Source organism: Salinicoccus carnicancri Crm (genome assembly GCF_000330705.1).
GTDB lineage: Bacteria > Bacillota > Bacilli > Staphylococcales > Salinicoccaceae > Salinicoccus > Salinicoccus carnicancri.
The window spans coordinates 87,521-113,863 of record NZ_ANAM01000001.1; the positions used below are offsets into that span (position 1 = coordinate 87,521).

Sequence of the window (26,343 nt, forward strand, 5' to 3'; positions counted from 1 at the left end):
ATGTTTTTATATGGTGCATATAAAAACGTTCGTATTTTCATTGCAATTTTTATCTTCTATTGGTAGAATGGTTACGGTATTTCAAAGAAGAAATTGGGGGACAATCAAATGTCTGGAACAGTAGTAGTCGGAACACAATGGGGCGACGAAGGTAAAGGTAAGATCACTGATTTTTTGTCTGAGGATGCTGACATCATTGCACGCTTCTCCGGAGGGAATAACGCGGGACACACCATACAGTTCGGCGGTGAGACCTACAAGCTGCACCTTGTACCGTCGGGAATTTTCTATGATGACAAGATATCCCTGATAGGAAACGGAGTCGTCATCGATCCGCTCTCTCTCATCAAGGAACTGGATGGTCTGATCGAACGCGGAATCTCAGTGGACAACCTGAGGATCTCAAACCGTGCGCAGGTTATCCTGCCCTATCACCTGCTCCAGGATGAGCTGGAAGAGGAAGCACGTGGTGAAAATAAGATCGGCACGACAAAACGCGGTATCGGCCCAAGTTATGTGGACAAAGTACAGCGCATCGGCATCCGCATGGCGGACCTCATCGACGACGAGACATTCAGAAGGCGGCTTGAGGAGAACCTCAGGATAAAGAATCACACTTTCGAAGCACTGTACAACCGTGACGGGTTCACATTTGATGAAATATACGGACCATATAAAAAAGCGGCTGAGCGCCTGGCTCCCTACGTCACAGACACGGCAAAAGTCCTGGATGATGCGTTCCAGGATAATGGCAAAGTACTGTTTGAAGGTGCACAGGGCGTCATGCTCGACATCGACCACGGTACGTATCCATTCGTTACATCCAGCAACCCTGTTGCGGGCAACGTGACTGTAGGCTGCGGTGTTGGTACATCGTCCGTCAAAAACATCGTCGGTGTATGCAAAGCCTACACTTCAAGGGTTGGGGACGGGCCATTCCCGACAGAACTGTTCGATGACAGCGGACACCATATACGAGAAGTCGGCCGTGAATACGGCACGACGACAGGACGTCCGAGACGCGTGGGCTGGTTCGACAGCGTAGTGGTGCGCCATTCCAGACGTGTGAGCGGCATTACAGACCTGTCACTGAATTCGATCGATGTACTGAGCGGTCTGGATACTGTAAAGATATGTACCGCCTATGAAATCGACGGCATGGAAATCACAGAATACCCGGCGACACTCGATGCACTGAAGCGTGCTACACCAATCTTCAAGGAGATGCCGGGCTGGAACGAGGATATCACCGGCGTGAAACGCCTTGAAGACCTCCCCCGGAATGCACGGAACTATCTTGAAGAGATCGAAAGGCTTTCCGGCGTGAAGATTTCAATCTTCTCTGTCGGACCTGACCGCAGTCAGACCAATCTCCTCAAAGATTTCTGGGCATAAAAAAGTTCGGCCGACAGACAATGTCCGGCCGAACTTTTTTGCTGTGCCTGACTGTCCCCCCGTCTAGTCGCTTGAGGAATGCAGGCCGCACTCCGTCTTGTTGGTCCCGGCCCATCTCCCGTCGCGGGAGTCGCCGCCTGATGCGGTCTGCGAAGTGCACGGTATGCACCCTATGCTCGGATAGCTGGAATCATGGAGCGTGTTATAGGGCAGGTTGTGACCAGTGATATAGTCCCATACATCCTCCCATGTCCAGTGGATCAGCGGGCATATTTTAATGGATTTGAAGCGTTCATCCCGATTGACGAAATCGGTGTTCCGGCGCCCGGGCGACTGCGCCCTCCTCAGGCCGGATAACCAGGCATCAGCACCTGATAAAACCTCTTCAAGCGGTTTTATCTTGCGTATATAGCAGCACTGGTTCGGATCTTTCTGCCATAGTGCATCACCGTATTCTTCTGCCTGCCGGTCAAGGGAAAGATGCGGTTTTTTCAAAGTGATGCGGAGCCCGGGATATCTTTCTCTCACCCTGTCGATCAGATCATAGGTTTCCCGGAAATGAAGAGCTGTATCCAAAAAGACGATTTTGGCATCTCTTTTCACCCGGGAAATAAGATCTATGAGAACCATGGCCTCAGCCCCGAAACTGCAGGCATAAATGAGTGATTCACCAAAGTGTCCATAGGCCCATTCCAGGACTCGGTCGGCCCCTTTTGTTTCATCATCGGGAGAGAAATACTGAAAAGGATCAACTGTAAATTTTTCATAGCTCAACTTCGTTTCCGCCATGTTCCATTCCCCTTTCGAGCATAATGTCTAAAAATATATAACTACGATGATTAGCCTATATGATAGTGATTTTCGTGTCAAAGGAAAACTATATCATTATACTCGGATTTACTGTATCTTTACATGTTATAGTGCCGCTATCAGAGATTGGGAAATTTCCACATTAAATTGGTTTTTGCTTAAAATTTCAGTTGAAATTGAAATTTACCTCATGGTATAATAATGTTTGTGTCAAACAGACATTTCAATATGGCCCGTTGGTCAAGCGGTTAAGACACCGCCCTTTCACGGCGGTAACACGGGTTCGAGTCCCGTACGGGTCACTTTCCATTCTAATACATCAACATGGTCCCGTGGTGTAGCGGTTAACATGCCTGCCTGTCACGCAGGAGATCGCGGGTTCGATTCCCGTCGGGACCGCTAAGAGAGCCTCCAGCATACGAAAAGCTGGGGCTTTTTTGTTGTACCGTCGTGGATAAAAATAGTAAAAAGTGATACATTTGTAATGGATAACTATGAAAAACGTGACTCCGAAGCAAAGTGAGGGAAAGAAATGGCTAAAAAAATTGTTGTAGTGGACGACGAGAGACCCATTGCGGATATATTGGAATTCAACCTTGAAAAGGAAGGATATGAGGTGCATTGCGCCTATGACGGTAATGATGCACTCGAGCTGATACTCGAGGTTGTGCCGGATATCGTACTGCTCGATATTATGCTGCCGGGCATGGACGGCATGGAAGTATGCCGTGAAGTCCGCAAGAAGCATGAGATGCCCATCATCATGCTGACTGCCAAAGATTCCGAAATCGACAAGGTGCTCGGTCTTGAACTCGGTGCGGATGATTATGTTACGAAGCCGTTCTCCACCCGCGAGCTGATCGCCCGCGTCAAGGCGAACCTGAGAAGGAATCAGGAAACCGCCCCGAAAGAGAAGGAAGTGGAGACAAACAATATACAGATAAAAGACATCACGATATTGCCGGATTCCTTTGCAATTAAAAAGCACGGCAGGGATATTGAACTCACCCACCGTGAATTTGAGCTGTTCCATTATCTGGCGAAGCACCTGTCACAGGTGATGACGCGGGAACATCTGCTTGAGACGGTATGGGGCTACGACTATTTCGGAGACGTCCGGACAGTCGATGTGACAGTCAGAAGACTGAGGGAAAAGATTGAAGATGATCCATCCCATCCGGAATACCTGATGACGCGCAGAGGCGTGGGGTATTATATCCAGGGTGATGAATAAAGGAGTTTACACGTAAATGAAGCAGTTTTTCAGGAACCTTCAGTCCCTCCATATAAAGCTTGTCATCATCTATGTCCTTCTCATCGTCATCGGCATGCAGATCATCGGCCTTTATTTCACGAATACGCTCGAGAAGGAACTTACAGGCAACTTCCAGGACAATATCGAAACACAGGTCAGCCTCATCGATACGCGTATCAATGAACTGTATACGGAATATGGGGATGACCGCGAGGTAATGCAGGAAGAAATCCAGAAGCTTCTCTCCGACTACGGCAATCGTCCGGAAATCGAAGAAGTACGTTATGTCAATTCAGATAACCTGCTCGTGGCAACGAGCAAAATATCCAATGAATCCAATATCGGTTCCAGGATAAATGCCCCACTCACCGAGGAGTCCATCTCAACGGGAACGAGGAACGACGAGATCTATGTCAACGTCGAACAGGACCATCAGCGCATATGGCTTCTGAACCAGCCCGTTCTCCAGGACAGCCAGATTCTCGGTGCTATTTATGTTTCCTCGAATATCGAAACCGTGTATCAGCAGCTTGAAGCGATCAACAACACTTTCATCATCGCGACCCTGATATCGCTCATCATTACGAGCATACTTGGTATATTCATCGCGCGCACAATCACGCGCCCGATCACGGATATGAGGAATCAGGCACTCCTGATGTCCGAAGGGGATTATACATCGCGCGTTAAAATATACAGTAATGATGAAATCGGCGAGCTTGCAGGCTCATTCAACATACTTTCAAAACGTGTCCAGGAGGCGCAGGCGAATACTGAGAGCGAAAAGAAACGCCTTGATTCCGTCATCACCCACATGTCGGACGGCATCATCGCGACCGACAGGCGGGGCCGTATACGCGTAGTGAACGATATGGCGCTTGATATGGTCAATATGCGCGGCGGGGACATATATGGGGAAAGCATGCTCGAACTGCTTGGACTCGATCAGGACATGCACCTCGAGGACATTCAGGAGATGAATGAAAGCCAGCTGATGTTCCCCGAAAAAGATGATCAGGAGACGACCATCCGTATCAACTTCTCGACCATTGTGAAGGATACGGGATTCATCAACGGCTATATCGCCGTACTTCATGACGTTACGGATCAGGAGCGGATCGACAACGAGCGCAGGGAGTTCGTGGCAAATGTCTCCCATGAACTGCGTACCCCGCTGACATCCATGCGGAGCTATCTCGAAGCGCTGCAGGAAGGAGCATGGCAGGATGAGAATCTGGCACCGAAATTCCTTGGTGTGACCCGTGAAGAGACCGACCGGATGATCCGGCTGGTCGAGGATCTGCTTCAGTTGTCCAGGATGGATAATGAGGCAGAGGAACTGACCAAGGAAATCGTCGATTTCAATATGTTCTTAAACCGTACCATCGACCGTTTTGAAATGACTCATAAGGATGATGTCGAGTTTGTCAGGAATATTCCGGATACGGCCATATTCACTGAAATTGCGATGGATAAAGTTGGTCAGGTGCTGGACAATGTCATTTCCAATGCTATCAAATATTCCAACAGCGAGAACAAGAGAGTCGAGTTCCATGTCAAACAGAACCGTCTCTACAACCGCATGACGGTACAGATCAAAGATAACGGACTCGGCATTCCCGGCAGCAAAGTGGACCGCATATTCGAGCGGTTCTACCGCGTCGATAAAGGCCGTGCCCGCAAGATGGGCGGTACAGGCCTCGGCCTCGCCATTTCCAAAGAGATCATCGAGGCGCATGACGGCAGGATTTGGGCGAACAGCGTAGAGAATGAAGGTACGACGATTTTCATCAATCTGCCTTGTGAAACGCTTGAGGAGGATGTCTGGGATGTTTAGGGAAACAGCCAAATCAGTGATTCTGTTCGTGCTGGTGATAACGAGTGCCGTCTTGACCTACATGGTATGGAGCTACCAGCCTGAGTTTTCACAGGTAGATACATCCGTGGAATCCACTCCGAATATCGGCGGCGGTGAAACGGTATCATTCAAAAATGTCATGCGTGCCTATCAGCTCATCTGGGTCGATGGCAGTGACGTCCGGGGAACGATAGAGGAAGATGCTGTTGTCGGTGTCAGGGAATTTCTTGAGGGTACTGAAATACAGGACATAAATGTCTACAGTAATATGAACAGGCTCGATCCTGCTGTAGGCGAGGACGGCCATGAGAAATTCCTCATCGTGGACTATCCGTCCGAAATGCCCGCAAAATCACTGTTCCAGGTGCTCGGTTTTACTTATGACGGTGCCCTCCCCGACTACAGCTTTGACCGCATCATTGTGGACATCGCTTCTGAGAATGTGACGTTTTTCATGCTGAATGAATCACTGGACAAAGTCGCTGTAGCAAATACCGATATAGAAAGTGAGTATCTGTTGTCCATCGTTGAAAGATATGAGGATTCGTTCGAGGATTATACAGGTATCATCACCAATCAGCAGACATCGAATAACAAGACGGCCATCTACGGTCCTAATGACCCGGGTGAAGTCAATGTCGAGAACTTCCTCTCCACCCAGCACAGTGTGGATGTGGTGAATGATATCCTCTTCATGGATGATGAAATATCGACCACGCGCAACGAAGATGTCTATGTGTATGAGGGTGAGAGCAATATCGCAACATACAGCAGTGACACCTACAGCTATTCGTATACGAACCTGGATGAAACGCTCTCTTCCGGAAGGAATCCGCATCATACGATACAGCGGAGCTTCGATTTTCTCAATTCACATACGGCACTGGCCAACGAACATATACTGTTCGACTATGAAGAGGAATCGAATGAATCCATCTACAGGTTCACAATGAACGGCTATGTCGTGTTCAGCGGTGAAATGCAGAATACCATTTCAGTGAAGTACGGCAATAATGCGGTATATGAATATGAACGGCCACAGCTGCACATTGATGCAAATGTGCCCGGGGACCAGACGAAGGAGCTGACCACGCTTGAAAATGTCAGGTATCAGATTGCCCTGAATGAGGAACTGGATCTTCAAAAGGTATCCAAGATCACCATTGGCTATGACATGGGCTTTGCAGAAAGCCAGACAGAGCTGAACCTGCTGGAGTTCACACCTGAGTGGTTTGTGAAATATGACGGTGAGTGGATGCGTTTTGATGAAGGGGGTCTTTATTAGATGGATTGGAAGCTGACAAAATCCCTTTATATACTGGTATTCCTGATCATCAACCTGGCACTCGTCTTCATGTTCTACAACAAGCAGCAGGACAGCGTGAAAAAGATCGAGGATGCACCGGGCGTCCTCGAAGAGACCGGTATAGACGTATCGGCTGTCCCTGATCATGAGCCAAAGAAGCTTAACGTGCTGACCGGAGAGGCGGAGGATTTTGAAGATGTGGAGGGAGTTGACACATCCGATGTAGAATCGTCCGAGAACAGCCACAGTCTCGTTATCGAATTCGAGGAAGGCGGCTCCGCCCCGTCGATGGAGCCAGAATCGCTTGAGCAATATAAGTCGGAGAGTGTTTACAGGGGCGGGGAATACGAGTATGATGAAGTGATGAGCAAAGTGGGTAGGCGGATATTCAACCAGCAGTTCGAAGATCTGCCGATCTTCAATCATGAATCAGCAAGGCTCATCTTCCGCGGGGAAGGACCCGAGGCAAAAGTGTATGAACAGGCATACCTGAAAAACCTGAGAGAGAACTCATACTCCACTCCGGCTGCGGTGAGGAATCCCAAACAGGGTGTCATCGACCTGTATCAGCGCGACAGGATTTCAGAGGAAGCCGTGGTTGAAAATGCGCGGCTTGGCTACTACGTCATATTGAACGACGGGGATCAGGTCATGCTGAGGCCGAAATGGGAATTCAGGATTTCCGACCAGGGTGTGGAGAAGACAATCTATATAGATGCCATCAGTGAAACAGAAGATATAATCGAAAGTGAGTGAAAGCAATGAAAATGAGCGTGTTGGCCAGCGGTTCCACAGGGAACAGCACGTACATCGAAACAGAGAAAGGCAGCCTGCTCATAGATGTCGGACTTTCATGTAAGAGGATAGAGGAAGCACTGAATACATTGGGGACTTCATTGAGTAACATAGATGCGATACTTATCACACATGAGCATTCGGACCATATCAAAGGGCTTAAAGTGACCGCCAAACGGTATGACATCCCTATTTTTGCGAACAAAAATACATGGAGACAGATAGAAAAAAAGGGGATTGAAATCAATCCCGGGCAGAAGTTCCATTTCAATCCGTTTGAAGAGAAAGAAATCGTGGGCATGGATGTCAATTCATTCAGCGTTTCCCATGATGCGGTAGACCCACAGTTCTACACATTTGCCCGGAATGATAAGAAGATATCGGTCATCACCGATACAGGGTACGTTTCCGACCACATGAAGGGCATCATCAAAGACAGCGACTGTTTCGTCTTTGAAAGCAACCATGATGTCGACATGCTGCGCATGGGAAGATATCCGTGGGTAACGAAGCAGCGGATACTATCAGATGTCGGGCACGTCTCCAATGAAGACGCCGCACACGCGATGCGTGACGTAATAACCGCCCGCACCAAACGGATCTATCTCAGTCATCTGAGTCTCGACAATAATATCAAAGAGCTGGCAAAGATGAGCGTGGAACAGGTTCTCAACCAATATGATATCGATACAAAAGATGAAATAATGCTGTGCGATACAGACAAGGAAGCACCAACGAAGATATACACAGTATGAGTTATCCACAACTTATATACAAAAACATGTGGATAACGTTACAATAACGTGGATAACTCCGGTGCAGTTGTGTACAACCGGTGGAAAAGTGGAAAACAGATACAAAAACAGAGAGGGAGCATCACAATCAGATGTATCCCTCTCTGTTTTACTGTTTATCGGAAAACGTCTCTTTGACCCAGGACCCGTCCACATCATTTTCGCTGATGCCATTCTCACTGAATACGATCTCCCCGTATTCAGTGAATTCATTGTCGGTGTACCGGTAGACGAAAGGAATGCCCGCTTTCTCGTAAAGTTTATACATCAGGGCACGTACCCCTTTTCCGGCCGTCATGAAGCTGATTTCGAGCTTATCCTCATCCACACTGGTATCCATCGCATACCCTTTCATGCCCCAGTGTATTTTCGTCCACTCATAAGCATCCGGCACGCCGAATTCAATCAGATTTTTATAGTATTTCTCGCCCAGATCAATGCGCTCCTCAGCAACAAGGATCTGCTCCTGCTCCTGCACAGCAGCCTCACTTAACGTTTCATCAAGATCGACAAAATCACTGCCTTCAAGATCCTCGACCAGCTTTTTCTTATCGTCGTCATCGAGTGTATTGTAATAAGAAGCAATAGCGGCATCCTGATAAGGTGCGGCGTGGATTTCAAGCCCTTCCGGGACTTTTTCGATCACATTGAAGTCCATTTCGTCATCCTTGTTGAAAGCGAAATCTATCATATGATTTAGGTCGTCTAATTCATGAAATTTAAGTATACTATAGGCAAGAATCGGCATAAGAACACCCCTTTTACATATTTTGAATGTCACCTTAATTATTTAACAATTTACACGAACAGTCAAGCTATTACAAATAGGACGAAAGGAGGAAACATCGTGAAAATCACTGTAATCACAGTTGGGAAACTGAAAGAGAAATATTGGCAACAGGCTGTCGAAGAATACAAAAAGCGCATCAGCGCCTATGCCAGACTCGAACTGATTGAAATACCGGATGAAAAAGAACCCAGCAACGCCGGGGGTAAGGACATAGATATCATCAAGGAAAAAGAAGCCCGGAAGATCCTCGCCAAAATAAAAGACACACAGCACGTCGTCACACTAGAAATCAGGGGCAAAGCATACACCAGTGAAAAACTCGCCGAAGAATATCAGAAATGGATGAACACGGGAAAAAGTGACGTCGCCTTCATCATCGGCGGCAGCAACGGCATAGGAGACAGCGTAAAGCAGAGGTCCGACCAGGAAATCAGCTTCGGTTCCCTCACCTACCCCCACCAGATGATGAAAGTCATGCTGCTCGAGCAGATTTTCAGAGTGAATAAGATATTGAGGAATGAGAATTACCATAAATAGAACACATTAAAAATATCTATGATGAACATGAGCTTACCGAGAATCGAACTATCCGGAAAACCGAATAGTTTAAACTGAATATGGAAGAAAGATTTCAAGAGAGACTAACTTTTAAATTTTAGAGTTGGTGAACTTTTAGAGCGAATTTGTGATATCCTTGATTCAAAAAATTTTAAAATTAAAATATAATTTAAGTAGGACTATTTTGAGAAACTTAACTCTGAAAAATCCCTTAAGTTAGATTTATTCCTAACTTAAGGGGAACTTCCATTATTCTTCAATATCTTCCTTATAATCCCTTTCGATTTCATCAAACTCCTGGTTCACAGAATCACGGAGTTTTTCTTTCTCCGAATCAATATCATCTCCAGCGACCTCATAATTCTCACTTAAGAAGTCTCTGATAATCAAGTATCTCTCTTCTGACCATTCTCTGGCTTTTGGATAACGGAACTCTTGAGAGCTGCTGAACGATACATCATTTAAGACACCATTCATGCTATTATCTGTCTGACGGTTTGCGGTATTTGCCGCATTAACCACCTGAGTTCGATCAAGATGTTTGTTGTTGCTTGCCTGAGTTATATTTTTAAGATTCTCATTTGACCAATCACGGTACTTAATAAATAAGTTCAGTTTCTCACGTTTTAATATTTCAGATAATTCATCTGGATTTGTTGCTGACAAGTATTCTCCGCCATTAGCTTCTGTAACATCCACTAATGATTGTACTTCATCGTCCTGAATGTCAAAACCAATGATATTTAGAACTGTTTCGATGCTCTCATCTTCTGGAAGGTCTTGAACAGCTGCGACAGGATCTCCATTACAAGTCTCCTGTCCATCACTGACAACGTAAATTGTATGACTGCCAGTAGATTCACTATTTTTAATCACCTTACCTACTTCTTCAATCGCAAGTGCTAACGGTGTAAAACCTTCACTGCCATATTGATTTAGAGCTTCATTAAATTCGTTCTCTTCATACTCACCAATTGGGAAGGTCTCTTCAACTGCAGAACATGAATCATCTTCCCCATTGTTGTCTTTACTGAAACCATAGTTAATCAGACTCACTTGAGTACCATTTGGCATATCTTCAACAAATTGATTAACGGATTCTTTTGCCGCATCCATCTTAGTCTTGCCATCTATTTCATCAGCCATGCTGCCACTTTTATCCATTAAAATATAGACATTGTTTCTAAGAGACAACTCACCATCCTCAACCTTTAAACCACCGGGCTGGTCAGTTAAGTCAACTAACTCAGCAGAGAAGTCTTGAAAGTACTTAATTCCTTCTTGCATGTCAGGGTGACCACCTAACATTTCCAGTAACTTCTCATAGACCATCTCATCTGTGACATCACCATCATTTTCTTCAATGAATGCCGTTAACTCATCTTCAATTTCCTGCCTAGAGGCGTCTATCATTGTCCCTTCTTCTTCCTCAAGAACAGATTCTAAAGAAATTTCCATCTCAATATTTTCTGATTCATTTGATGCCGTGCTTTCTTCTGTAGTTTCATTTTCTTCAGAGCTGGCCTCTGCTTCTGCAGATTCGTCTTCTGTACTTTCCCCTGTATTCCCTACTTTCTCATTCGATTCATCTGAGTTTTCTTCCGTTGTGCTGCACGCGGTAAGTATCATAAACAGGCCCATAAGCAAAAATACTCTCATCATTAACTCCTTGTAAATTTCTAATTTTATTTAAGTATAGCCTATAATTTTTTTGAAAACCTGAAATTCTGGATTTTAATTGTAAAAATTCTGTAAATTTATTTTTTGACAGGAATAGAAATAAACCGTAATTAAAAGCAGGGAATACATTTATTACTTGCATAGAATGTTATTCATTAGAGATAAGATATATATTGAATTGAAGAACATTGAACTGCATGCTATAAAGTACACCCCCATGGCTTGGTTCCAAAACCAGTCATGGGGGCGTACTCACGTATATTGAGTTTTGAAAATCCCTTAGTCTGCCTGCATACCACCGTCAACATTATAAAGTGAGCCGGTAACGAATGAAGCATCTTCAGAACCCAGGAAGTAAGCAACTTTTGCAACTTCGGCTGGTGTTCCGAAGCGACCGAATGGTATGCCCTGTTTCAGAGCTTCACCTGATTTTTCTGGTTCACCAGGAGACAGATTATTACGAATATCGGTCAGCATATCTGTATCTATCGCGGCAGGAGCAATAGCATTGACTCTGATATTCTTATCTCCGACTTCCAGTGCGGCAGTCTTAGTCAACCCGGCGACTGCATGTTTGGAGGCAATATATCCGGGCATGCCCGCGGAGCCAATGTACGCAGCGTTTGAAGCAGTGTTGACAACATTACCAAATCCTTGTTTCTCCATTTGTGGAAGAACAAATTTCAGCCCAAGAAACACACCTGTAGTATTGATAGCCATGATTTTTTCAAATTCATTTTTATCTAAATCTTTTATTGGCTTGAATGGGCCATTAACACCGGCATTATTATAGAAAATATCGACACGGCTAAATTTCTCAACTGTTTTATCTACATAATTTTTAACGTCCCCTTCGTCAGTGACATCGCCAACAATTATTTCGATATTGTTACCACCCAGGTTTTCCTTAGCTATGTTCAACGAATCTTCTTTTAAATCTACAAGTACAACAGTATTACCGTTATCTAAATGTTCTTTCGCAATAGCTTGACCAATACCACCAGCGCCACCTGTAATGAGCACAATCTTATTTGTCATTATTTCAGGTCTCCTTTCTCATTCAGTAATTCAAGCATAGTAATAATAAACGGAATAATCAAAATATTGACTTATCAGGAAGGCGGTACTATATCAGTATGTGATTTTAAGTGAGGTAATTCCTTCTGACGCTAGTACTGAATACTGAGACTAGGAATAAGGAAAGATATTGCGGTTACAGAACCGTCATTTAATCATTTTCACGTGTGTTTCTCCAATATCGGTATGATACCCAAGTCGATACCAATACTACTATCCAGGCGCTGACAAGGATGACACCGTTAAAGAGGGACTGATTGGCTGCGAAAGCGCCCAGTGCAACTAATGAGATCTGCCCTGGAATGGAAGCGATGAAGGTTGCTGATAAAAAGGTATACTGATTGATGCCCAGTGCACCAGCACCATAGTTGATTGGCCAATATGGTAAGCCTGGCATGAGTCTTGCTGTACACATGGCCAAGAAGCCGGCGTTACTCAAATATTTTTTGACAGTGCTGCCATGACGCCCAAGTAGTTTGAATGTAAGTTCCTGGCCGGTAAGTCGGGCCAACCAATAACCTAGCCATGAACCAATCAGCACGCCTGTAAAGGAGAATAAGCTGCCTGCAATGATGCCGTATAAAGAACCTGCAACTAGTGTTGGAATCGTTACTGGAATGGGTGTAATGGCAATCAATGCCGTGATTCCAATGAAGACCAGCCAACCTGCCCAACCATAGCTTTGAATCATATTCCTTAACACTTCAGGTTCAGGGACATCAACATTAAAACTCAGCCATATTAAGGTCCCAATGACAATTACTAAAGATAATAATGAAAGTATTGATCGTGGGGAAAATGCATCTGCATGATCTTTATCTGAGCGCATAGTGTTTCCTCTTTCCTGTGTATTTTATTAGCTGTTATGATTACTTTAACTTTAACTATGTCAAAATTAAAAGGGAAAGATTGGCGAAGCGGTCAAAAGACGAAGTGACCAAGAAATCAACTTCGATCCCCTTGCCTACCTCAACTAAATGATGAAAGTCATGCTTTTGAGGAGGTATTCAAGGGAAACAAGATGAGGAGGGAGCAATATTATAAGTAACTTCAAAAACTCGTGTAATTACGATGAGAACTAATTAGCAGGAACAGATATAATTTCTCCAGAACACGTAAAATGTTATCAAATAAATAAAAGTATACATTTGGAAAAAGTCTTGGAGACATTTACACAGAAAGAGTTGGCAGAATGGGCTGTGACAAATGCCAAAAGATATACGGGCTATATAGATATTGGAGACAATGACTTAAAAAACGAAATCATTTCAGGTGCAGAAAAAACTTTAAATGAGAGAAAGGAAGGAGTTGCGAGTGCTTATGATTTAAGACAAGCTGGCTTCCTGGCAAATAAGTTATCCCAGAAATCACAGTCAGAAATCAGTAAGTATGCAGCACGTGTTTTTGCACAAGCTATTGCTACAGGCCATATGCGCGGTCATGCTATTGCTTCTTCTGATTATGCAATACGTGTAGTGAATTTAGAAGACGAGAATGAACGTAATTCAATTATTAAAGAACGGGATAAGCAAATTGGTTTGGCATATAAAATGAAAAACTAAAAATACTGCACATCTCTTTCGATGTAATTAGTTATGGTTCATACCGTTTTTCTTTGTGTTGAATACATTCTTCCAATAATTTTCTCTTTCAATAACAACCTCACTCTTTGTTTTTGTATCAAAAATCTCAAGAATAGAATACTGGAAGTGTTTTTGAATGTGATCCTTGCCTTTCTCTAATAGAATATCTTTGAATTCTTTATTTCCCCCTGTCAAGTTCCCTAAGTGGGCATACCCTGACCATCGTTGCCATATCCCCTCAGTATTACCAGAAGCAGAACCAATATATAGTTTGCCATTACTTAAATCAGAAATTACATACACACCTTTAACATAGCTAAGAGCAGATTTCCAACTGGGATCTTCTCTTAAGAGGACTTGTTGCATCTCTTTATGGTTCATACGGACATTTTGATAACCAGGGAAATGTCCTAGCTTAATATTAGGGGCGATTTCATATACTTCAGGGTTTAATTGGTCTTGAATTGTATGGTATCGACGATTGTACACATCTCTGCCGATGGGTTTGTCAATTTTAATAATCAATCTTTTTATATATTCTTGATACTCTTCCATTAAGGTTAATTTATAACCTATATCATTAAAAACTTCAGGAAGTTTCTTTTCAACCTTATAGAGTCCACCAAAAGCAAAGTATTCTGGTCCATAAGGATAATATTGAGCCATTGCAATTAAGTATTCGGCATGATTAAGATTATTATTAGGTTGCTTTGTCTTCCAACTATTCATAGTGAGCCATTCAGGGTCATCTTCTAATAATAGATTCCAAGCCCTTAGATTTGGATCGGCAGGATTCATGTTAAATTTTATTTTTGCATGCGCATCATTTGGAGTTTTGATAAATTCTGATAGTTTTATCATTGTTCCACCTCATATTTTATTAGTAAAGTTCTATCCTGTTCATTCTTGTACTGACGAATCGTCAATTTAAGTGCAATGCTTGAATTAAGGTATAAAAAACACCCATGACAATTTCGTGTAGAATGTAGATAACCTACCTAGCATCGACACGTAGGGACTGTCATGAGCTAGCCAACATCTTACCACATTCGAACGGACGTGTATAGAAACGCTGTGTGCTGCCGGCCTGTCCATTTGGGCCATTGCCGGGGAGCCTACCGGAGTGTATCCATGGTTTCCCGGGAAATCAGACGCAATGCCACCGGACATCAATATAGAGCTGAGAACGCAGAATTCTCCTATCAGAAACGAAGAACACACTGCGATCGGCAAAGGTCGCCGTAACAAATCACTGGCCTGCGTTTTCAAGTTTATATGGTTACTGGAAGGCTCCAACTGAATTGTGGAATGATATTGTCTTTGATGCCCGAGGGTTTTTCAGAAATGAAGTGTTTATCATATAAGTGTTGTTACGCGGAGGAAGGGGTGCTCTATGGAATTAAGAAATTTACGATATTTTTGGACTGTAGCTGAAGAGGGATCTATATCCAAAGCTGCATCAGAATTAAGTATTACGCAGCCGACCTTAAGTCGACAGTTAAAAAAATTAGAAATGGAACTGAGTGTAGAATTGTTTAAAAGAGATCAGAAGGGATTGATATTGACACCTGAGGGAATATTTTTAAAGAATAGAGCGGAAGAGATTTTAGCATTGACGAATAAGACACAGCAGGAATTCGAGCATAAGAAGAATAAAATAATAAGCGGAAATATCTCTATAGGGTGTGTAGAAGCGGATAATTCAGATACGCTATCGATGATCCTGGAAGAATTGATTAAAGACTATCCATTAGTTACGTTTCATATTAACAGTGGCACCAGCGACGAAATTACAAATAAGCTGGACCAGGGATTGATCGATATCGCGATTTTGTTGGAACCCATTTCGGTAGATAAATATGAAAAGATATCACTTCCGCGTTCAGAGCGCTGGGGATTGCTTGTATCTCGTGATTCGGACCTTGCACAGAATGAATACATAGTGCCGGGAGATTTAAGGAAGACGCGCTTGATGATTTCCGGGAGAGAAGAAGTACAGAAAATGATCTCAAATTGGTGTCAATTTGACGTGAGCGGATTGAAGATTGTCGGAACATATAATTTGATTTTTAATACATTTTCATTAGTTGAGAATGGCGTGGGGTCAGCAGTCGTCATTGAAGGGGCGATTGCAAATAGAAAAGCAGAGGAATATTTGAAGTTTATCCCACTGCAGCCGGAGTTACAGACACATTGCGTTCTCGCCTGGAAGAGGAATCGCATCCTGACCTCATTATTAGAAGAATTCATCAAACGTTTCAGGGAAATGGCAAATTGATCAAAGGAAGTATGACTTCATCTGCTGAATTTATATTGCAACACGTAACTCCCCATATGCCCTGAAGGCATATGGGGGTTGTTTTTGAGCATTGGACGTATATGTTTAGAAGGGCTACGATGAATGGTATATAAATTATACAGATGCTGTAAAGAGGAGATGTAAAATGACTAAAAAACAAACAGCCGGCAGAGACGCTCTGGGTGAATTTGCACCTAAGTTTGCAGAGTTGAATGATGATGTATTGTTTGGCGAGGTATGGTCTAGAGAGAAGAATCTTGCACCTTATAAGAGGAGTCTTATTACAATTTCAGCATTGATTACAGCTGGTAACTATGAACAACTGTCTGCCCATCTGAACATGGGGAAAGCGAACGGTATTACTCAGGAAGAAATATCTGAAGTGATTACACACTTAGCTTTTTATGTTGGCTGGCCAAAAGCATGGTCTGCATTCAATATTGCTAAGGAAGTATACAAAGACTAGAAGACCCTGCATATAAAAAACTAAGGAGGCAGGATAATGGTTAAAAATCAAGATGTTAAGAATGGTACAATCTTTTCAAGCGGTGAGCCAAATAACGCATTTGCAGATTTCTTTACGGGACAAAGCTATTTGAACGTGTTAGTCAACGAGCGTGATGTAAATGTAGTTGTCGGTAACGTGACATTTGAACCAGCTTGTCGTAATAATTGGCATATTCATACAGACGGTTATCAGATTTTACTTGTAACAGGTGGTGAAGGCTGGTATCAAGAAGATGGACAGGAAGCCCGGAAACTTGTTCCGGGGTCTGTCGTTGTTACACATCAAGGTGTTAAACACTGGCACGGGGCTACTGAAAACAGTTGGTTTGAACACATCGCTATTACAGCCGGACCATCTGAATTTTTAGAGCCTGTAAGCGATGAACAATACAATAATTTATAGAATGGGGAAACGGCCATGGCTCAAAATATAAAGGATAAAGTCATCGTTATTACTGGCGCAACAAGTGGTATAGGTGAAGCTTCGGCACAATTACTACACGAGAAGGGCGCCAAGCTTGTTCTGGGCGCAAGAAGAATTGAAAAATTAGAAACTGTACAATCAGATTTAAAGGACCGCGTAGTTATACAGAAGACAGACGTTACAAAGCCTGAAGAGGTAGAAAGCCTGATACAATTAGCTTTAAGCGAATACGGCAGAATTGATGTCCTGATTAATAATGCAGGTTTGATGCCTCAATCATTCTTGGGAGACAATCAAATTGAAGAATGGAATCAAACGATTGATGTGAACCTTAAAGGCGTACTTTATGGTATTGGTGCAGCAGTTCCAGCTATGAGAGAAAATAAGTCCGGACACATTATTAATATCGCTTCAATTGCAGGTCATCAGGTGAATCCTGGCGGCGCAGTATATTGTGCAACTAAATACGGTGTCCGTGCGTTGACAGAAGCCTTAAGACAGGAAGAAGCGATCTTGGGTACAAACATTCGTACAACAATCGTTTCGCCAGGTGCAATTGACACAGAACTATTAGATCACATCACAAATGATGAATTGAAAGAAGGCATGGCATCTGTGTATGAAGATGCCATTAAGCCGGAAGAAATTGCGCAAACAATCGTTACAGCAATCGATACAGATGAATCAACAGCTATTAATGAACTTGTGATTCGACCTACACGCCAAATACCTTAAGCAGATAGTAATGAAGAACAGAAAGGATGTTAAATATGTCTGAACAGTTGTGGCGAACAGAACAATTGGAACAATTTAAAGAGGCAGACGATATGCATGTCTCCCCCTTTTACAATGACGGACGAACGTTGGGGACACCTACTTGGATCTGGTCGGTAGTCGTTGAGGGGCATTTATATGTGAGAGCGTATAATGGACAGGACTCAAGATGGTATCAATCAGCAAAAGTTCAGCAAGCTGGCCAGATACAGTTAGCTCAGCAAACTTTCGATGTGAAATTCAAACCTGTTGAAAATGATAAGACATTGGATGAGGAAATCAATCGGGCCTATCAGGACAAGTATGGGGAAAGTCCATATCTTCCGCCCATGCTTAAAGAAGGTCCCGTAAGCGCAACAGTTGAAATCCTGCCACAATAGAATGCTTGCAAATTATAAGCTGCTGCCCTGTTTACACGCAGGGCAGTAGTTTTCTTTATTGTTGAAGACCTATCAAAGTGAATTATTGTAATACCTATACTTGTAGAAGCTGTTGAGTCTGGTTTAGATTTTAATTGTATTCATAGCCTGACCAGAAAGTGCAGACTATTAAACCTTGAATTTTCATGAAATAGTAAGAGTGCATCAGCGAATTAACCTGATGCACTCTTACTGTTATATATCACATTATTTAAGTTCATTAAGAGCATCTTTTATTTCAGTATTTCCTGATTTTATGAAGATGGCTTCACGCTTTAATGAATCAACTTGTAATGCATTAATCAGTACGTTAGCTACATCCTCACGTGGTATAGTGTAGCTATTAGGATCTCCTTCTATTGTAAGGGATGCTTCGATTTTACCCGTTCCAACATCATCTTGTAATGGACCTGGATGAACGATTGTATAATCCAGATTAGAGTTTTTAATATAATAATCAGATACGTGTTTTGCTACAGCATATGGCCGCATCACATCTGATTCACCGTCCGGATTAGGGCTGTCTGTGGCACTTAGTTGAATGAACCTTCTGACATTGTTTTTCTCTGCCAAGTCCACCGATTTCTTAGAGCCCCATAAGTCAACGAGGATTGTCTTGTCAGCGCCTGTCTTTCCTCCTGAACCTGCTGTAAATATAACGCTATCTGCACCTTCAAAAGCATGAGAAAAATCACTTTCCAGATCTCCGATTACAACCTTGTCAGCACCTATATCTTCAAGATCCGATACCTGTTCTTCCTTGCGCACTAATGCAATAGATGTATGCTCAGTATCTTTCAGTTGGCTGATTACTTTTTTACCTACAGCACCATTTGCGCCAATAACTAAAATATTAATAATATAACCCCCTTTCTGAAATATATGAACATTCATATTAGCAATTTTAAAAGCCCTCTTCAATATTTTTGATTGTACGAAGTTATTAGGTTACGTTTGATAGGAGACACTTTGCTTATTTACCATTTCCGCAAGTTGTTCTAACCATCCCTATTCATTACTTTTACGCAGGTAATCTTTCACAAACTTCATAAAGGCTTGAGATGCCTCTGAGAAATAGTGGTCTTTCTGATAAGCGATGCCGATCACTCTTTCGCATTTAGGGTATCCGATGCGTATCGCCTTCACATCATCTCCAAAGGCGGGCAGACTCTGACCCGGGGTCAGTGAAATACCATAATTCTGATGAACTAACTGCAAAATTGAAGATGACTCTTCCAGTTCTATGAAGTAATCAGGCTTGATACCAGCTGTTTCAAAATACTGGTCTGTCAATGTTCTGAATGAGTAGTTTTCTACAAGGCCAATCAATTTTTCATCAGCGATATCCTCCAGGTTCAAGCTGTTTCTATTTGCCAGGGGATGCTGTTTGGATACAGTGATGAATATTTCATCTTCTAAAATCGGCTCCCACATGATATTAGGACGCCCTATCTCAACAGTTGATATTGCAAAATCAATTTGCTGACCTTCCAGAGAACTGATCACTTGATCCTCTGGGCATTGTATCTGCTTAATTTTTACTTCCGGAAAATCTTTGACAAATTTGGAGAGGAGTTTCGGAAATACATGTGGAAATGTCACTGCCATTCTAATTTCGCCAGTCTTCAGCCCCGACTTGTCCTGAATAATTCGAGTACCTTCTTCAATTTCTAAAAATGCCCTGTTCACATGTTTATACAAAATTTCACCATATTCATTCAGAGTGATTTTTCTGCCCTTCCTGTCAAAGAGTTTCACACCTGATGATTCTTCCAGCTGCTTAATAGCCTTTGTTAAAGCAGGCTGTGAAATATGTAATTTTTCTGCTGCTTTAGTCATATGCTCCATCTCAGCAACGACTTGAAAGTATTCCAATTTATATAAATCCATTCTCATCACTCATAACCTGAAGTTATTTATAAATCATTTATTAGTATTATACATTATTGTTTAAAGGTTATACACTTAAAGTAACTTAAGAAATAGGGAGAGGATTAGTCTATGTCCAATAGGTTTGAAGGTCAGGTTGTCATCATCACTGGCGGCTCCGGTGGCATTGGTAAGCAAACAGCTCTTCAATTTTTACAGGAAGGCGCTAAAGTCACCATTGTTGATATCAATGAAGAATCTTTAACATCTGCCCGGGAAGAACTGAGCAGACAAGGTGAAGTCTTAGCTGTCCAGGCAGATGTGAGTGACGAAGCAGACGTTGAAAACTATATCAGAGCGACTGTTGAAAAGTTCGGAAAAGTAGATGTCCTCTTCAACAATGCCGGTATCATCGGTAAAGTCGGATCACTTGTTGATCAGGAGTATGATAACTTCAAGGCCGTTACCGGTGTGAATATGAATGGAGTATTCCTTGGCTTGAAACATGCCATCAAACAAATGATAAAACAGGGAACGCCAGGTTCGATCATTAATACAGGCTCTGTGGATTCGTTCAGGGGTTCCCCGGAACAGTCAGCATACTCTGCAACTAAGCACGCCGTCGTCGGATTGACTAAAACAGCAGCTGTGGAGGCTGCCGGGCATAATATCAGAGTGAATTCAATTCATCCTGCACCAGTAGATACGCCGATGATGGCACATGTTGAAGAAAGCAGGGATAAGAAGAATTCGGCTTCAGTTCGTGAGAAATTCACGTCGGGTATCCCATTGAACCGTTATGCGGACTCCTCTGACATAGCAGATCTGGTATTGTTCCTTGCATCAGATGACAGCAAGTTTGTGACAGGAAGTCAGTATTCTATTGATGGTGGGATGATGGCTTAGGCATCCTGCACTGTTGCTTGATGACCATAGGGGAAATACGCCAGAGAACACGGGAAGTGGCCCTGTACTCTAAAGGCATGTCTACTGTATCTTACAGTAGACATGCCTTTTAATTTTTCAGGGTACTGATGTATTTAAGACGATTTTCTGCAGAGACGGCGTGTTTTTTGCATGAGGATAAAGTTGTCCGGTCTGTTGTCTATATCAAAAGCTAAATAAGAATCAATCCAACGAAAAGTGGGAGTACCAAACCTAATATGAAAAGGGATGAATTACCGGTTTCGTTACCTTCGGGACCAGCCAATTTTTTCAGTATTGGATTTGCAACCGCTCTGATCAATGCTAGGCAGATTAAGATGCTTATGATAAATATAATATTGTTGTCATTGAGGTAAGCTATGGAAATGAAAAATATAATTGAGAATGGAATGCCCAATAAGAAGGAATATAAATAATTCATAAAGATCACCTTTCAACAGTGCTGATTGACATATTAAGTTAAATGCAGTGTTAATCTTTTTTTAAAAGAAAACAGTAAGAATATGTGCGCCTCTATGGCCACACTATCACAGTCTAATTGCCAATTAAAACTCCATTTTTTAAAGTGATTATGATATAAATATTTTTGTATGTCATAAAATACATATGAATGCTATAATGTTATAAATCGAAGTTATCTTTTAATAAGGGGATAAATATGGAGAATGTCTCAAGTAACATCAGCAGTAACCTCCAATCATTACGACAGGAGCGCGGTCTCAGCCTTGATAAAACTTCTGAAATCACCGGAGTGAGTAAAGGCATGCTTGCTCAGATTGAACGCGGTGACTCGGTGCCGACAATTACAACTGTATGGAAAATTGCCGCTGGATTCAAAGTTTCCTTTTCATCATTGATCTATGATCAAAAGGGAGAAGCCCAGGTGATCAGAAAGGACGAGGGTGTTCTGATCACTGAAAACGATCAGAACTACAGGGTGAGGAATATTGTTCCCTTTTCACCTGAAAGGCATTTTGAAGTATTCTCTGTTGAATTGACAGAGGGGGCAGTCCATGTGGCAGAACCGCATGGCCCGGAAGTGGAAGAACATATTTTTGTAAATTCCGGCACTCTGGAAATGACTATAGACGGGCAGTTAATACTGCTGGACAGGGATGATGCGGTCATATTCGACGGCAATCAGCCGCATACCTACAAAAATGCCGGAAATGGTACGGCGCAGTTTAAAGACATACTATTTTACAGGAAATAGTTTCCCGATGGAGGTGTTTTCTATGACATTTGACAACCATATCGCAACACTGAAATATGCCTTTCCTAAAACAATACCGATACTGGCAGGTTTCATGTTCCTCGGTATATCCTATGGTATTTATATGAACTCTCTGGGTTTTGGACCGGCATATGCAATATTGATGAGCATATTCATTTTCGCGGGTTCAATGGAATTTGTAGCCGGAAGCCTGCTTCTGGGACCGTTCAGTCCGCTGAGTGCGTTTTTTCTGACTTTGATGATTAATGCGAGGCACCTTTTTTACGGCATTGCCATGTTGGATAAATTCAAAGATACAGGAAGGAAAAAAACTTACCTGATATATGGCATGTGCGATGAATCATTCGTCATAAACAGTACGACAGATGTGCCTGCATACATAAACAAGGGCTGGTTCATGTTTTATGTCACATTTCTCAACCAGATCTACTGGGTGGGCGGTACAACACTCGGCAGCCTTTTCAGTTCGGCAATTTCATTTAACACCGACGGACTCGAATTCGTCATGGTTGCTCTTTTTGTCGTCATTTTTTTGGATCAGTGGATGAAGGAACGTTATCATGTGAGTTCAGTCATAGGTGTGACCTCGTCGGTTTTATGCCTGGCTTTATTCGGCCCGGACAATTTCATCATACCGGCCATGATACTGATACTGGTTGCATTATCCGCCATTAAAAGAATACTGGAAAAGCGGGAGGTGATTTCCTGAGATGTCGGTAACACAGCAGATTCTCATTATCGTCGTGGTTGTAGCCGGGACAATGATCACAAGATTTTTGCCGTTTCTTATTTTCTCTCAGGATAAAGAGACACCGCAGTATATCAAATATCTGGGTTATGTGCTCCCCTCTGCAGTATTTGGTCTCCTTGTCGTCTATGCTTTAAGAAATGTTTCCTTTACCGGTTTTGGAAGTTTTTTACCTGAATCTCTTGCAGTCGGACTGATCGTCATCCTGCACTACTGGAAGAAAAATATGCTTATTTCAATAGCAGGCGGCACGATTTTCTACATGATTCTGGTACAGTTTGTTTTCATATATTGATCCCGCATGGAAAATTTGTACAAGCATGATGTTGTTTCTGTTCCTGCCACAGTAATGACTGAAACACATCCCTATAACTCAGCCGGTTCCCTTGTTAAACTGGTATGTGTATCGTAAACACATACTTTCCAAAAGGAGCATATGTATGAAGGACGCTAAACAACTTGAAGCTGTACTGAATAAATTGGACGGACAGAAATACGGTGCCTACAAGCAGTTGAAGGGTATTTACCAGTTCAAACGTTTCAAACTGGCGATTGATCATATACAGGTCGACCCATATGCCCCGCCATCCAAGATGCGGGTCATCATGAACCGGGAAACGGCCGGGATCCCGGCTGAACTGCTGGATTCAAAAGAGAAGATCACGGCAGTGGCAGATTTTTTGACACGTGCATTTGGAGAAAGCATTCAAAAGCAGAAGAATGCCGCTAAAACGAACAGTAAAAATATCAAAATTTTGATTGACCGCCCCGGCCAGGAAATTTTGGAGCGGACATCCGTTGTCATTGGCGAAAGTGAACTGGAGGTACGATTCGAAGTCGGTCTGCCTGCTGCAGGCCGGCAGATTCTTGGTAAAGCGGCAGCCGGCACCATGATCGGCATACTTCCTGAAATTGCCGATGATGCACTGCTCTACCAGAACCTCGATCAGAATGGGCTTAAGGAACAGGTGGCTCTCATGCTGGACCAGGTGCATATCCGCAGGGAACTGGAGCAGAGGAATCTCGTCGCATTCGTTGCAGACGGTGCAATCCTTCCCCGCCACAGTGGTGTGTCGGATAAACCCATGGAAGATGCCGTTCCATTTTCGAGTCCTGACAATCTCAAAACCGACATCAGCCTGCCAAGCGGGCGGACAGTCTCAGGTATGGGACTTGCTGAGGGGATTACCCTGATCGTCGGCGGCGGCTATCACGGCAAATCCACACTGCTTCAGGCTTTGGAACGCGGTGTCTACAACCATATTCCGGGTGACGGCCGTGATTTGGTCATCGTACGGGACAATGCTTCGAAGATCCGGGCTGAGGATGGTCGTAATATTGAAAAAGTGAATATCAGCACATTCATCAATAATCTGCCGGCAAAGAAAGACACCGTTAAGTTTTCGACAGAAAATGCGAGCGGCAGTACATCGCAGGCAGCAAATGTGATGGAGGCGCTGGAATCCGGTTCCAGACTTATGCTGATTGACGAAGATACTTCAGCGACCAACTTCATGATACGGGATGCCCGCATGCAGCAACTCATCGCACCCGACAAGGAACCTATCACACCATTCTCGGAGAAGGTGAAGCCCCTGTATGATGACAAGGGTGTTTCAACAATCCTGATTGTCGGCGGATCCGGAGATTATTTCGATGTCGCCGACCGCATCCTGATGATGGATGAATACAGGCTGAAGGATGTAACCACTGCTGCCAAGGAAATTGCCGATACTGATGTACACAGAAAAGAAGGTAAGTCAGGCCGCATATTCGGAGACATTACACCGAGAATCCCTTTGAAATCCGGGTTCCGGAAGTCAGGCAAAGATGCAAGACTGAAGGCAAAGGGCCGGACTGTCATCATGTACGGTCGGGAACCGATTGAAATCGCTGGCCTGGAACAGCTTGTCGACGACAGCCAGACCAATTGCATCTCGGTGATGATAGACTATCTGAAAAATGAAGTCCTGGATGACAGACTGACATTATCCCAGGCGGCGGACCGAATATATGACTATATAGATAAGAACGGTATGGATTCCATTTCACCCCACTCCGGCCATCCCGGCAATATGGCGCTGCCGAGGAAACAGGATTTCATGGGTGCGCTCAACCGTTATCGCGGATTCAGGATAATGTGATGCTGTCAGACATGCTTACCTGCTATTAGACTGTATGAATAACAGAATGATGACGTTAACAAAGCACTCTCCGATCAGATTCGAAGAGTGCTTTGTTGATATGCTATTTCTCTTTTAATTTTTCATTGATTTTCCTGCTGTCTAGCAGAGAGAGAAGATAGAATGCGAAAAAGATGATGAGCATAATGACAAATATTGCACCGGCATAGAAGAAGATATCCGACGGATCGATTGTTATCCATCCATTCAGCAATGCAACGGCTGTAAATGCCGTGATGCCCACCCCAAACTGGATTACTGTAACGAGTAACTCTGAAATTTTTGTATAGTACAGCGTAGATGCAACACCTATAAGTGCGGATGCAATCCATACGGAAATGATTTCTTCCGGCTGAATCTCATTAAGTGGACCGAAAACACCATTCAATAGATAGATAAAGCTCCCGATACCTATTGATAGAGCGAGACTTTTCAATAGATTCTGTAACATCATATTCCCAGCCTTTCCTTCAGTTTTGAAACGTAGCGTCTTGAAATACTGACTTTCCTACCGTTTTTCATACGTGCAATTAAATTCCCTGAAAATGAAGGCTCTACACGGTCGATCATCTGGGTGTTTAACATTTCTGCTTTTGACACTTTCAAAAACGTTTCAGATTTCATTTCCTCCATAAAGGCACTCAAACTTTTTGAGGTCACGATCCGGTCCGTCTTCGTGTAGACTGTCAACGTCTTATCCCGTACTTCTGCACAGATGACATCGGACTTCTGTATCATCAGAAACTCTTCCTCTGAGCGGATGACCAGGTTTTCCTTATCCGTCGTAAAGTGATCTATATAAGATAAAATCCGTGCACCGGTTGTTGCAGTTTTAGTGTGGATTTTGACCTCATCATCATTTAACTGTTCATCAATAATCAATTCGGTATTCATAATCAGCCTCCCCTCTGAGTTGTTTTTTACAGTATATAACGAATCAATTATCCAGTGGGTGGTTTTTCCGCAAGTGGTCTATGATCCATCGCAACCGGTGATTTTGTATCGTTCAAAAAAACCTTGTCAAAGGGTGACAAGGTTTA

At 43.1% G+C, this 26,343-nt stretch carries 28 protein-coding genes and 2 tRNA genes; 20 read left to right on the top strand and 10 right to left on the bottom strand.

Annotation, left to right across the window (positions count from 1 at the left end):
• The first annotated feature begins 108 nt into the window (after positions 1-108).
• A complete protein-coding gene (locus tag C792_RS0100410) occupies positions 109-1,395 on the top strand; it encodes an adenylosuccinate synthase (RefSeq protein ID WP_017547461.1) in 1,287 nt (428 codons plus the stop codon).
• A gap of 63 nt (positions 1,396-1,458) precedes the next feature.
• Here C792_RS0100410 and C792_RS0100415 read toward each other — a convergent pair whose 3' ends face one another.
• Positions 1,459-2,184: a phosphoadenylyl-sulfate reductase gene (locus C792_RS0100415; protein ID WP_017547462.1), complete on the bottom strand. Its 726-nt coding sequence runs from the start codon at positions 2,182-2,184 to the stop codon at positions 1,459-1,461.
• A gap of 251 nt (positions 2,185-2,435) precedes the next feature.
• On the opposite strand from C792_RS0100415, the gene C792_RS0100420 reads away from it, so the two are divergent.
• The 7 genes from C792_RS0100420 (at position 2,436) to C792_RS0100450 (ending at position 8,174) form a co-directional block, all read left to right on the top strand.
• Positions 2,436-2,507, top strand: a tRNA-Glu gene (locus tag C792_RS0100420).
• A gap of 24 nt (positions 2,508-2,531) precedes the next feature.
• Positions 2,532-2,604, top strand: a tRNA-Asp gene (locus tag C792_RS0100425).
• A gap of 133 nt (positions 2,605-2,737) precedes the next feature.
• On the top strand, positions 2,738-3,439 hold the full coding sequence (yycF, locus tag C792_RS0100430) for a response regulator YycF (RefSeq protein ID WP_017547463.1): 702 nt from the start codon (positions 2,738-2,740) through the stop codon (positions 3,437-3,439).
• A gap of 16 nt (positions 3,440-3,455) precedes the next feature.
• Positions 3,456-5,297 (top strand): cell wall metabolism sensor histidine kinase WalK, encoded by a 1,842-nt coding sequence (walK, locus tag C792_RS0100435; protein ID WP_017547464.1) that lies wholly within the window; start codon positions 3,456-3,458, stop codon positions 5,295-5,297.
• Positions 5,290-6,603, top strand: a complete 1,314-nt coding sequence (locus C792_RS0100440) for a YycH family regulatory protein (protein ID WP_017547465.1) — start codon at positions 5,290-5,292, stop codon at positions 6,601-6,603. Before walK ends, C792_RS0100440 begins: the two co-directional genes overlap by 8 nt.
• Positions 6,604-7,380: a two-component system regulatory protein YycI gene (yycI, locus tag C792_RS0100445; RefSeq protein ID WP_017547466.1), complete on the top strand. Its 777-nt coding sequence runs from the start codon at positions 6,604-6,606 to the stop codon at positions 7,378-7,380. It begins immediately after the preceding gene.
• A 5-nt stretch (positions 7,381-7,385) separates the two neighbouring features.
• Complete coding sequence (locus tag C792_RS0100450) at positions 7,386-8,174, top strand: MBL fold metallo-hydrolase (protein WP_017547467.1); 789 nt, start codon at positions 7,386-7,388, stop codon at positions 8,172-8,174.
• A gap of 148 nt (positions 8,175-8,322) precedes the next feature.
• On the opposite strand, the gene C792_RS0100455 is transcribed toward C792_RS0100450, so the two are convergent.
• Positions 8,323-8,904 carry a hypothetical protein gene (locus tag C792_RS0100455; protein ID WP_156811604.1) on the bottom strand — a complete coding sequence of 194 codons (582 nt, stop codon included), beginning with the start codon at positions 8,902-8,904 and terminating at the stop codon, positions 8,323-8,325.
• A 156-nt stretch (positions 8,905-9,060) separates the two neighbouring features.
• Between C792_RS0100455 and rlmH the strand changes: the two genes are divergently transcribed.
• Positions 9,061-9,540: a 23S rRNA (pseudouridine(1915)-N(3))-methyltransferase RlmH gene (rlmH, locus tag C792_RS0100460; RefSeq protein WP_017547469.1), complete on the top strand. Its 480-nt coding sequence runs from the start codon at positions 9,061-9,063 to the stop codon at positions 9,538-9,540.
• Between the two features lie 270 nt (positions 9,541-9,810).
• Here rlmH and C792_RS14580 read toward each other — a convergent pair whose 3' ends face one another.
• The 3 genes from C792_RS14580 to C792_RS0100475 form a co-directional block, all read right to left on the bottom strand.
• On the bottom strand, positions 9,811-11,220 hold the full coding sequence (locus tag C792_RS14580) for a vWA domain-containing protein (protein ID WP_017547470.1): 1,410 nt from the start codon (positions 11,218-11,220) through the stop codon (positions 9,811-9,813).
• Positions 11,221-11,520: 300 nt separating this feature from the next.
• A complete protein-coding gene (locus tag C792_RS0100470) occupies positions 11,521-12,279 on the bottom strand; it encodes an SDR family NAD(P)-dependent oxidoreductase (protein ID WP_017547471.1) in 759 nt (252 codons plus the stop codon).
• Between the two features lie 190 nt (positions 12,280-12,469).
• Positions 12,470-13,147: a TVP38/TMEM64 family protein gene (locus C792_RS0100475; protein ID WP_017547472.1), complete on the bottom strand. Its 678-nt coding sequence runs from the start codon at positions 13,145-13,147 to the stop codon at positions 12,470-12,472.
• 319 nt (positions 13,148-13,466) lie between these two features.
• Here C792_RS0100475 and C792_RS14070 point away from each other — a divergent pair, with 319 nt between their 5' ends.
• The gene (locus C792_RS14070; protein WP_156811605.1) at positions 13,467-13,880 is read left to right on the top strand and encodes a putative immunity protein; all 414 of its coding nucleotides are present in this window, start codon (positions 13,467-13,469) and stop codon (positions 13,878-13,880) included.
• A gap of 27 nt (positions 13,881-13,907) precedes the next feature.
• Here the strand turns inward: C792_RS14070 and C792_RS0100485 are convergent, their stop codons facing one another.
• On the bottom strand, positions 13,908-14,762 hold the full coding sequence (locus C792_RS0100485; protein ID WP_017547474.1) for a GIY-YIG nuclease family protein: 855 nt from the start codon (positions 14,760-14,762) through the stop codon (positions 13,908-13,910).
• 532 nt (positions 14,763-15,294) lie between these two features.
• On the opposite strand from C792_RS0100485, the gene C792_RS0100490 reads away from it, so the two are divergent.
• The 5 genes from C792_RS0100490 to C792_RS0100510 all read left to right on the top strand — a co-directional run bounded on the left by C792_RS0100490 (position 15,295) and on the right by C792_RS0100510 (position 18,285).
• Complete coding sequence (locus C792_RS0100490) at positions 15,295-16,179, top strand: LysR family transcriptional regulator (RefSeq protein WP_017547475.1); 885 nt, start codon at positions 15,295-15,297, stop codon at positions 16,177-16,179.
• 166 nt (positions 16,180-16,345) lie between these two features.
• Positions 16,346-16,666 (top strand): carboxymuconolactone decarboxylase family protein, encoded by a 321-nt coding sequence (locus C792_RS0100495; protein WP_017547476.1) that lies wholly within the window; start codon positions 16,346-16,348, stop codon positions 16,664-16,666.
• Between the two features lie 36 nt (positions 16,667-16,702).
• Complete coding sequence (locus tag C792_RS0100500; protein WP_017547477.1) at positions 16,703-17,110, top strand: cupin domain-containing protein; 408 nt, start codon at positions 16,703-16,705, stop codon at positions 17,108-17,110.
• A 15-nt stretch (positions 17,111-17,125) separates the two neighbouring features.
• Entirely contained in the window at positions 17,126-17,866 is a 741-nt protein-coding gene (locus C792_RS0100505) for an SDR family oxidoreductase (protein ID WP_017547478.1), read from the top strand.
• Positions 17,867-17,901: 35 nt separating this feature from the next.
• Positions 17,902-18,285: a DUF2255 family protein gene (locus C792_RS0100510; protein WP_017547479.1), complete on the top strand. Its 384-nt coding sequence runs from the start codon at positions 17,902-17,904 to the stop codon at positions 18,283-18,285.
• Between the two features lie 246 nt (positions 18,286-18,531).
• Here C792_RS0100510 and C792_RS0100515 read toward each other — a convergent pair whose 3' ends face one another.
• Entirely contained in the window at positions 18,532-19,218 is a 687-nt protein-coding gene (locus C792_RS0100515; RefSeq protein ID WP_017547480.1) for an SDR family oxidoreductase, read from the bottom strand.
• Between the two features lie 114 nt (positions 19,219-19,332).
• Positions 19,333-20,214: a LysR family transcriptional regulator gene (locus C792_RS0100520; protein WP_017547481.1), complete on the bottom strand. Its 882-nt coding sequence runs from the start codon at positions 20,212-20,214 to the stop codon at positions 19,333-19,335.
• Between the two features lie 111 nt (positions 20,215-20,325).
• Between C792_RS0100520 and C792_RS0100525 the strand changes: the two genes are divergently transcribed.
• The 5 genes from C792_RS0100525 to C792_RS0100550 all read left to right on the top strand — a co-directional run bounded on the left by C792_RS0100525 (position 20,326) and on the right by C792_RS0100550 (position 25,264).
• Positions 20,326-21,099: an SDR family NAD(P)-dependent oxidoreductase gene (locus C792_RS0100525; RefSeq protein WP_017547482.1), complete on the top strand. Its 774-nt coding sequence runs from the start codon at positions 20,326-20,328 to the stop codon at positions 21,097-21,099.
• 697 nt (positions 21,100-21,796) lie between these two features.
• The gene (locus C792_RS0100535; RefSeq protein WP_017547484.1) at positions 21,797-22,351 is read left to right on the top strand and encodes a helix-turn-helix domain-containing protein; all 555 of its coding nucleotides are present in this window, start codon (positions 21,797-21,799) and stop codon (positions 22,349-22,351) included.
• Positions 22,352-22,373: 22 nt separating this feature from the next.
• Complete coding sequence (locus C792_RS0100540) at positions 22,374-23,081, top strand: AzlC family ABC transporter permease (protein ID WP_017547485.1); 708 nt, start codon at positions 22,374-22,376, stop codon at positions 23,079-23,081.
• 1 nt (position 23,082) lies between these two features.
• Positions 23,083-23,415: a branched-chain amino acid transporter permease gene (locus C792_RS0100545; RefSeq protein WP_017547486.1), complete on the top strand. Its 333-nt coding sequence runs from the start codon at positions 23,083-23,085 to the stop codon at positions 23,413-23,415.
• A 145-nt stretch (positions 23,416-23,560) separates the two neighbouring features.
• A complete protein-coding gene (locus C792_RS0100550; protein WP_017547487.1) occupies positions 23,561-25,264 on the top strand; it encodes an ABC-ATPase domain-containing protein in 1,704 nt (567 codons plus the stop codon).
• Positions 25,265-25,367: 103 nt separating this feature from the next.
• Here the strand turns inward: C792_RS0100550 and C792_RS0100555 are convergent, their stop codons facing one another.
• On the bottom strand, positions 25,368-25,757 hold the full coding sequence (locus C792_RS0100555) for a DUF3021 domain-containing protein (RefSeq protein ID WP_083854806.1): 390 nt from the start codon (positions 25,755-25,757) through the stop codon (positions 25,368-25,370).
• Positions 25,754-26,197 (bottom strand): LytTR family DNA-binding domain-containing protein, encoded by a 444-nt coding sequence (locus C792_RS14075; protein WP_017547489.1) that lies wholly within the window; start codon positions 26,195-26,197, stop codon positions 25,754-25,756. The genes C792_RS0100555 and C792_RS14075 overlap by 4 nt, the downstream gene beginning before the upstream one ends.
• Positions 26,198-26,343: the final 146 nt, after the last annotated feature.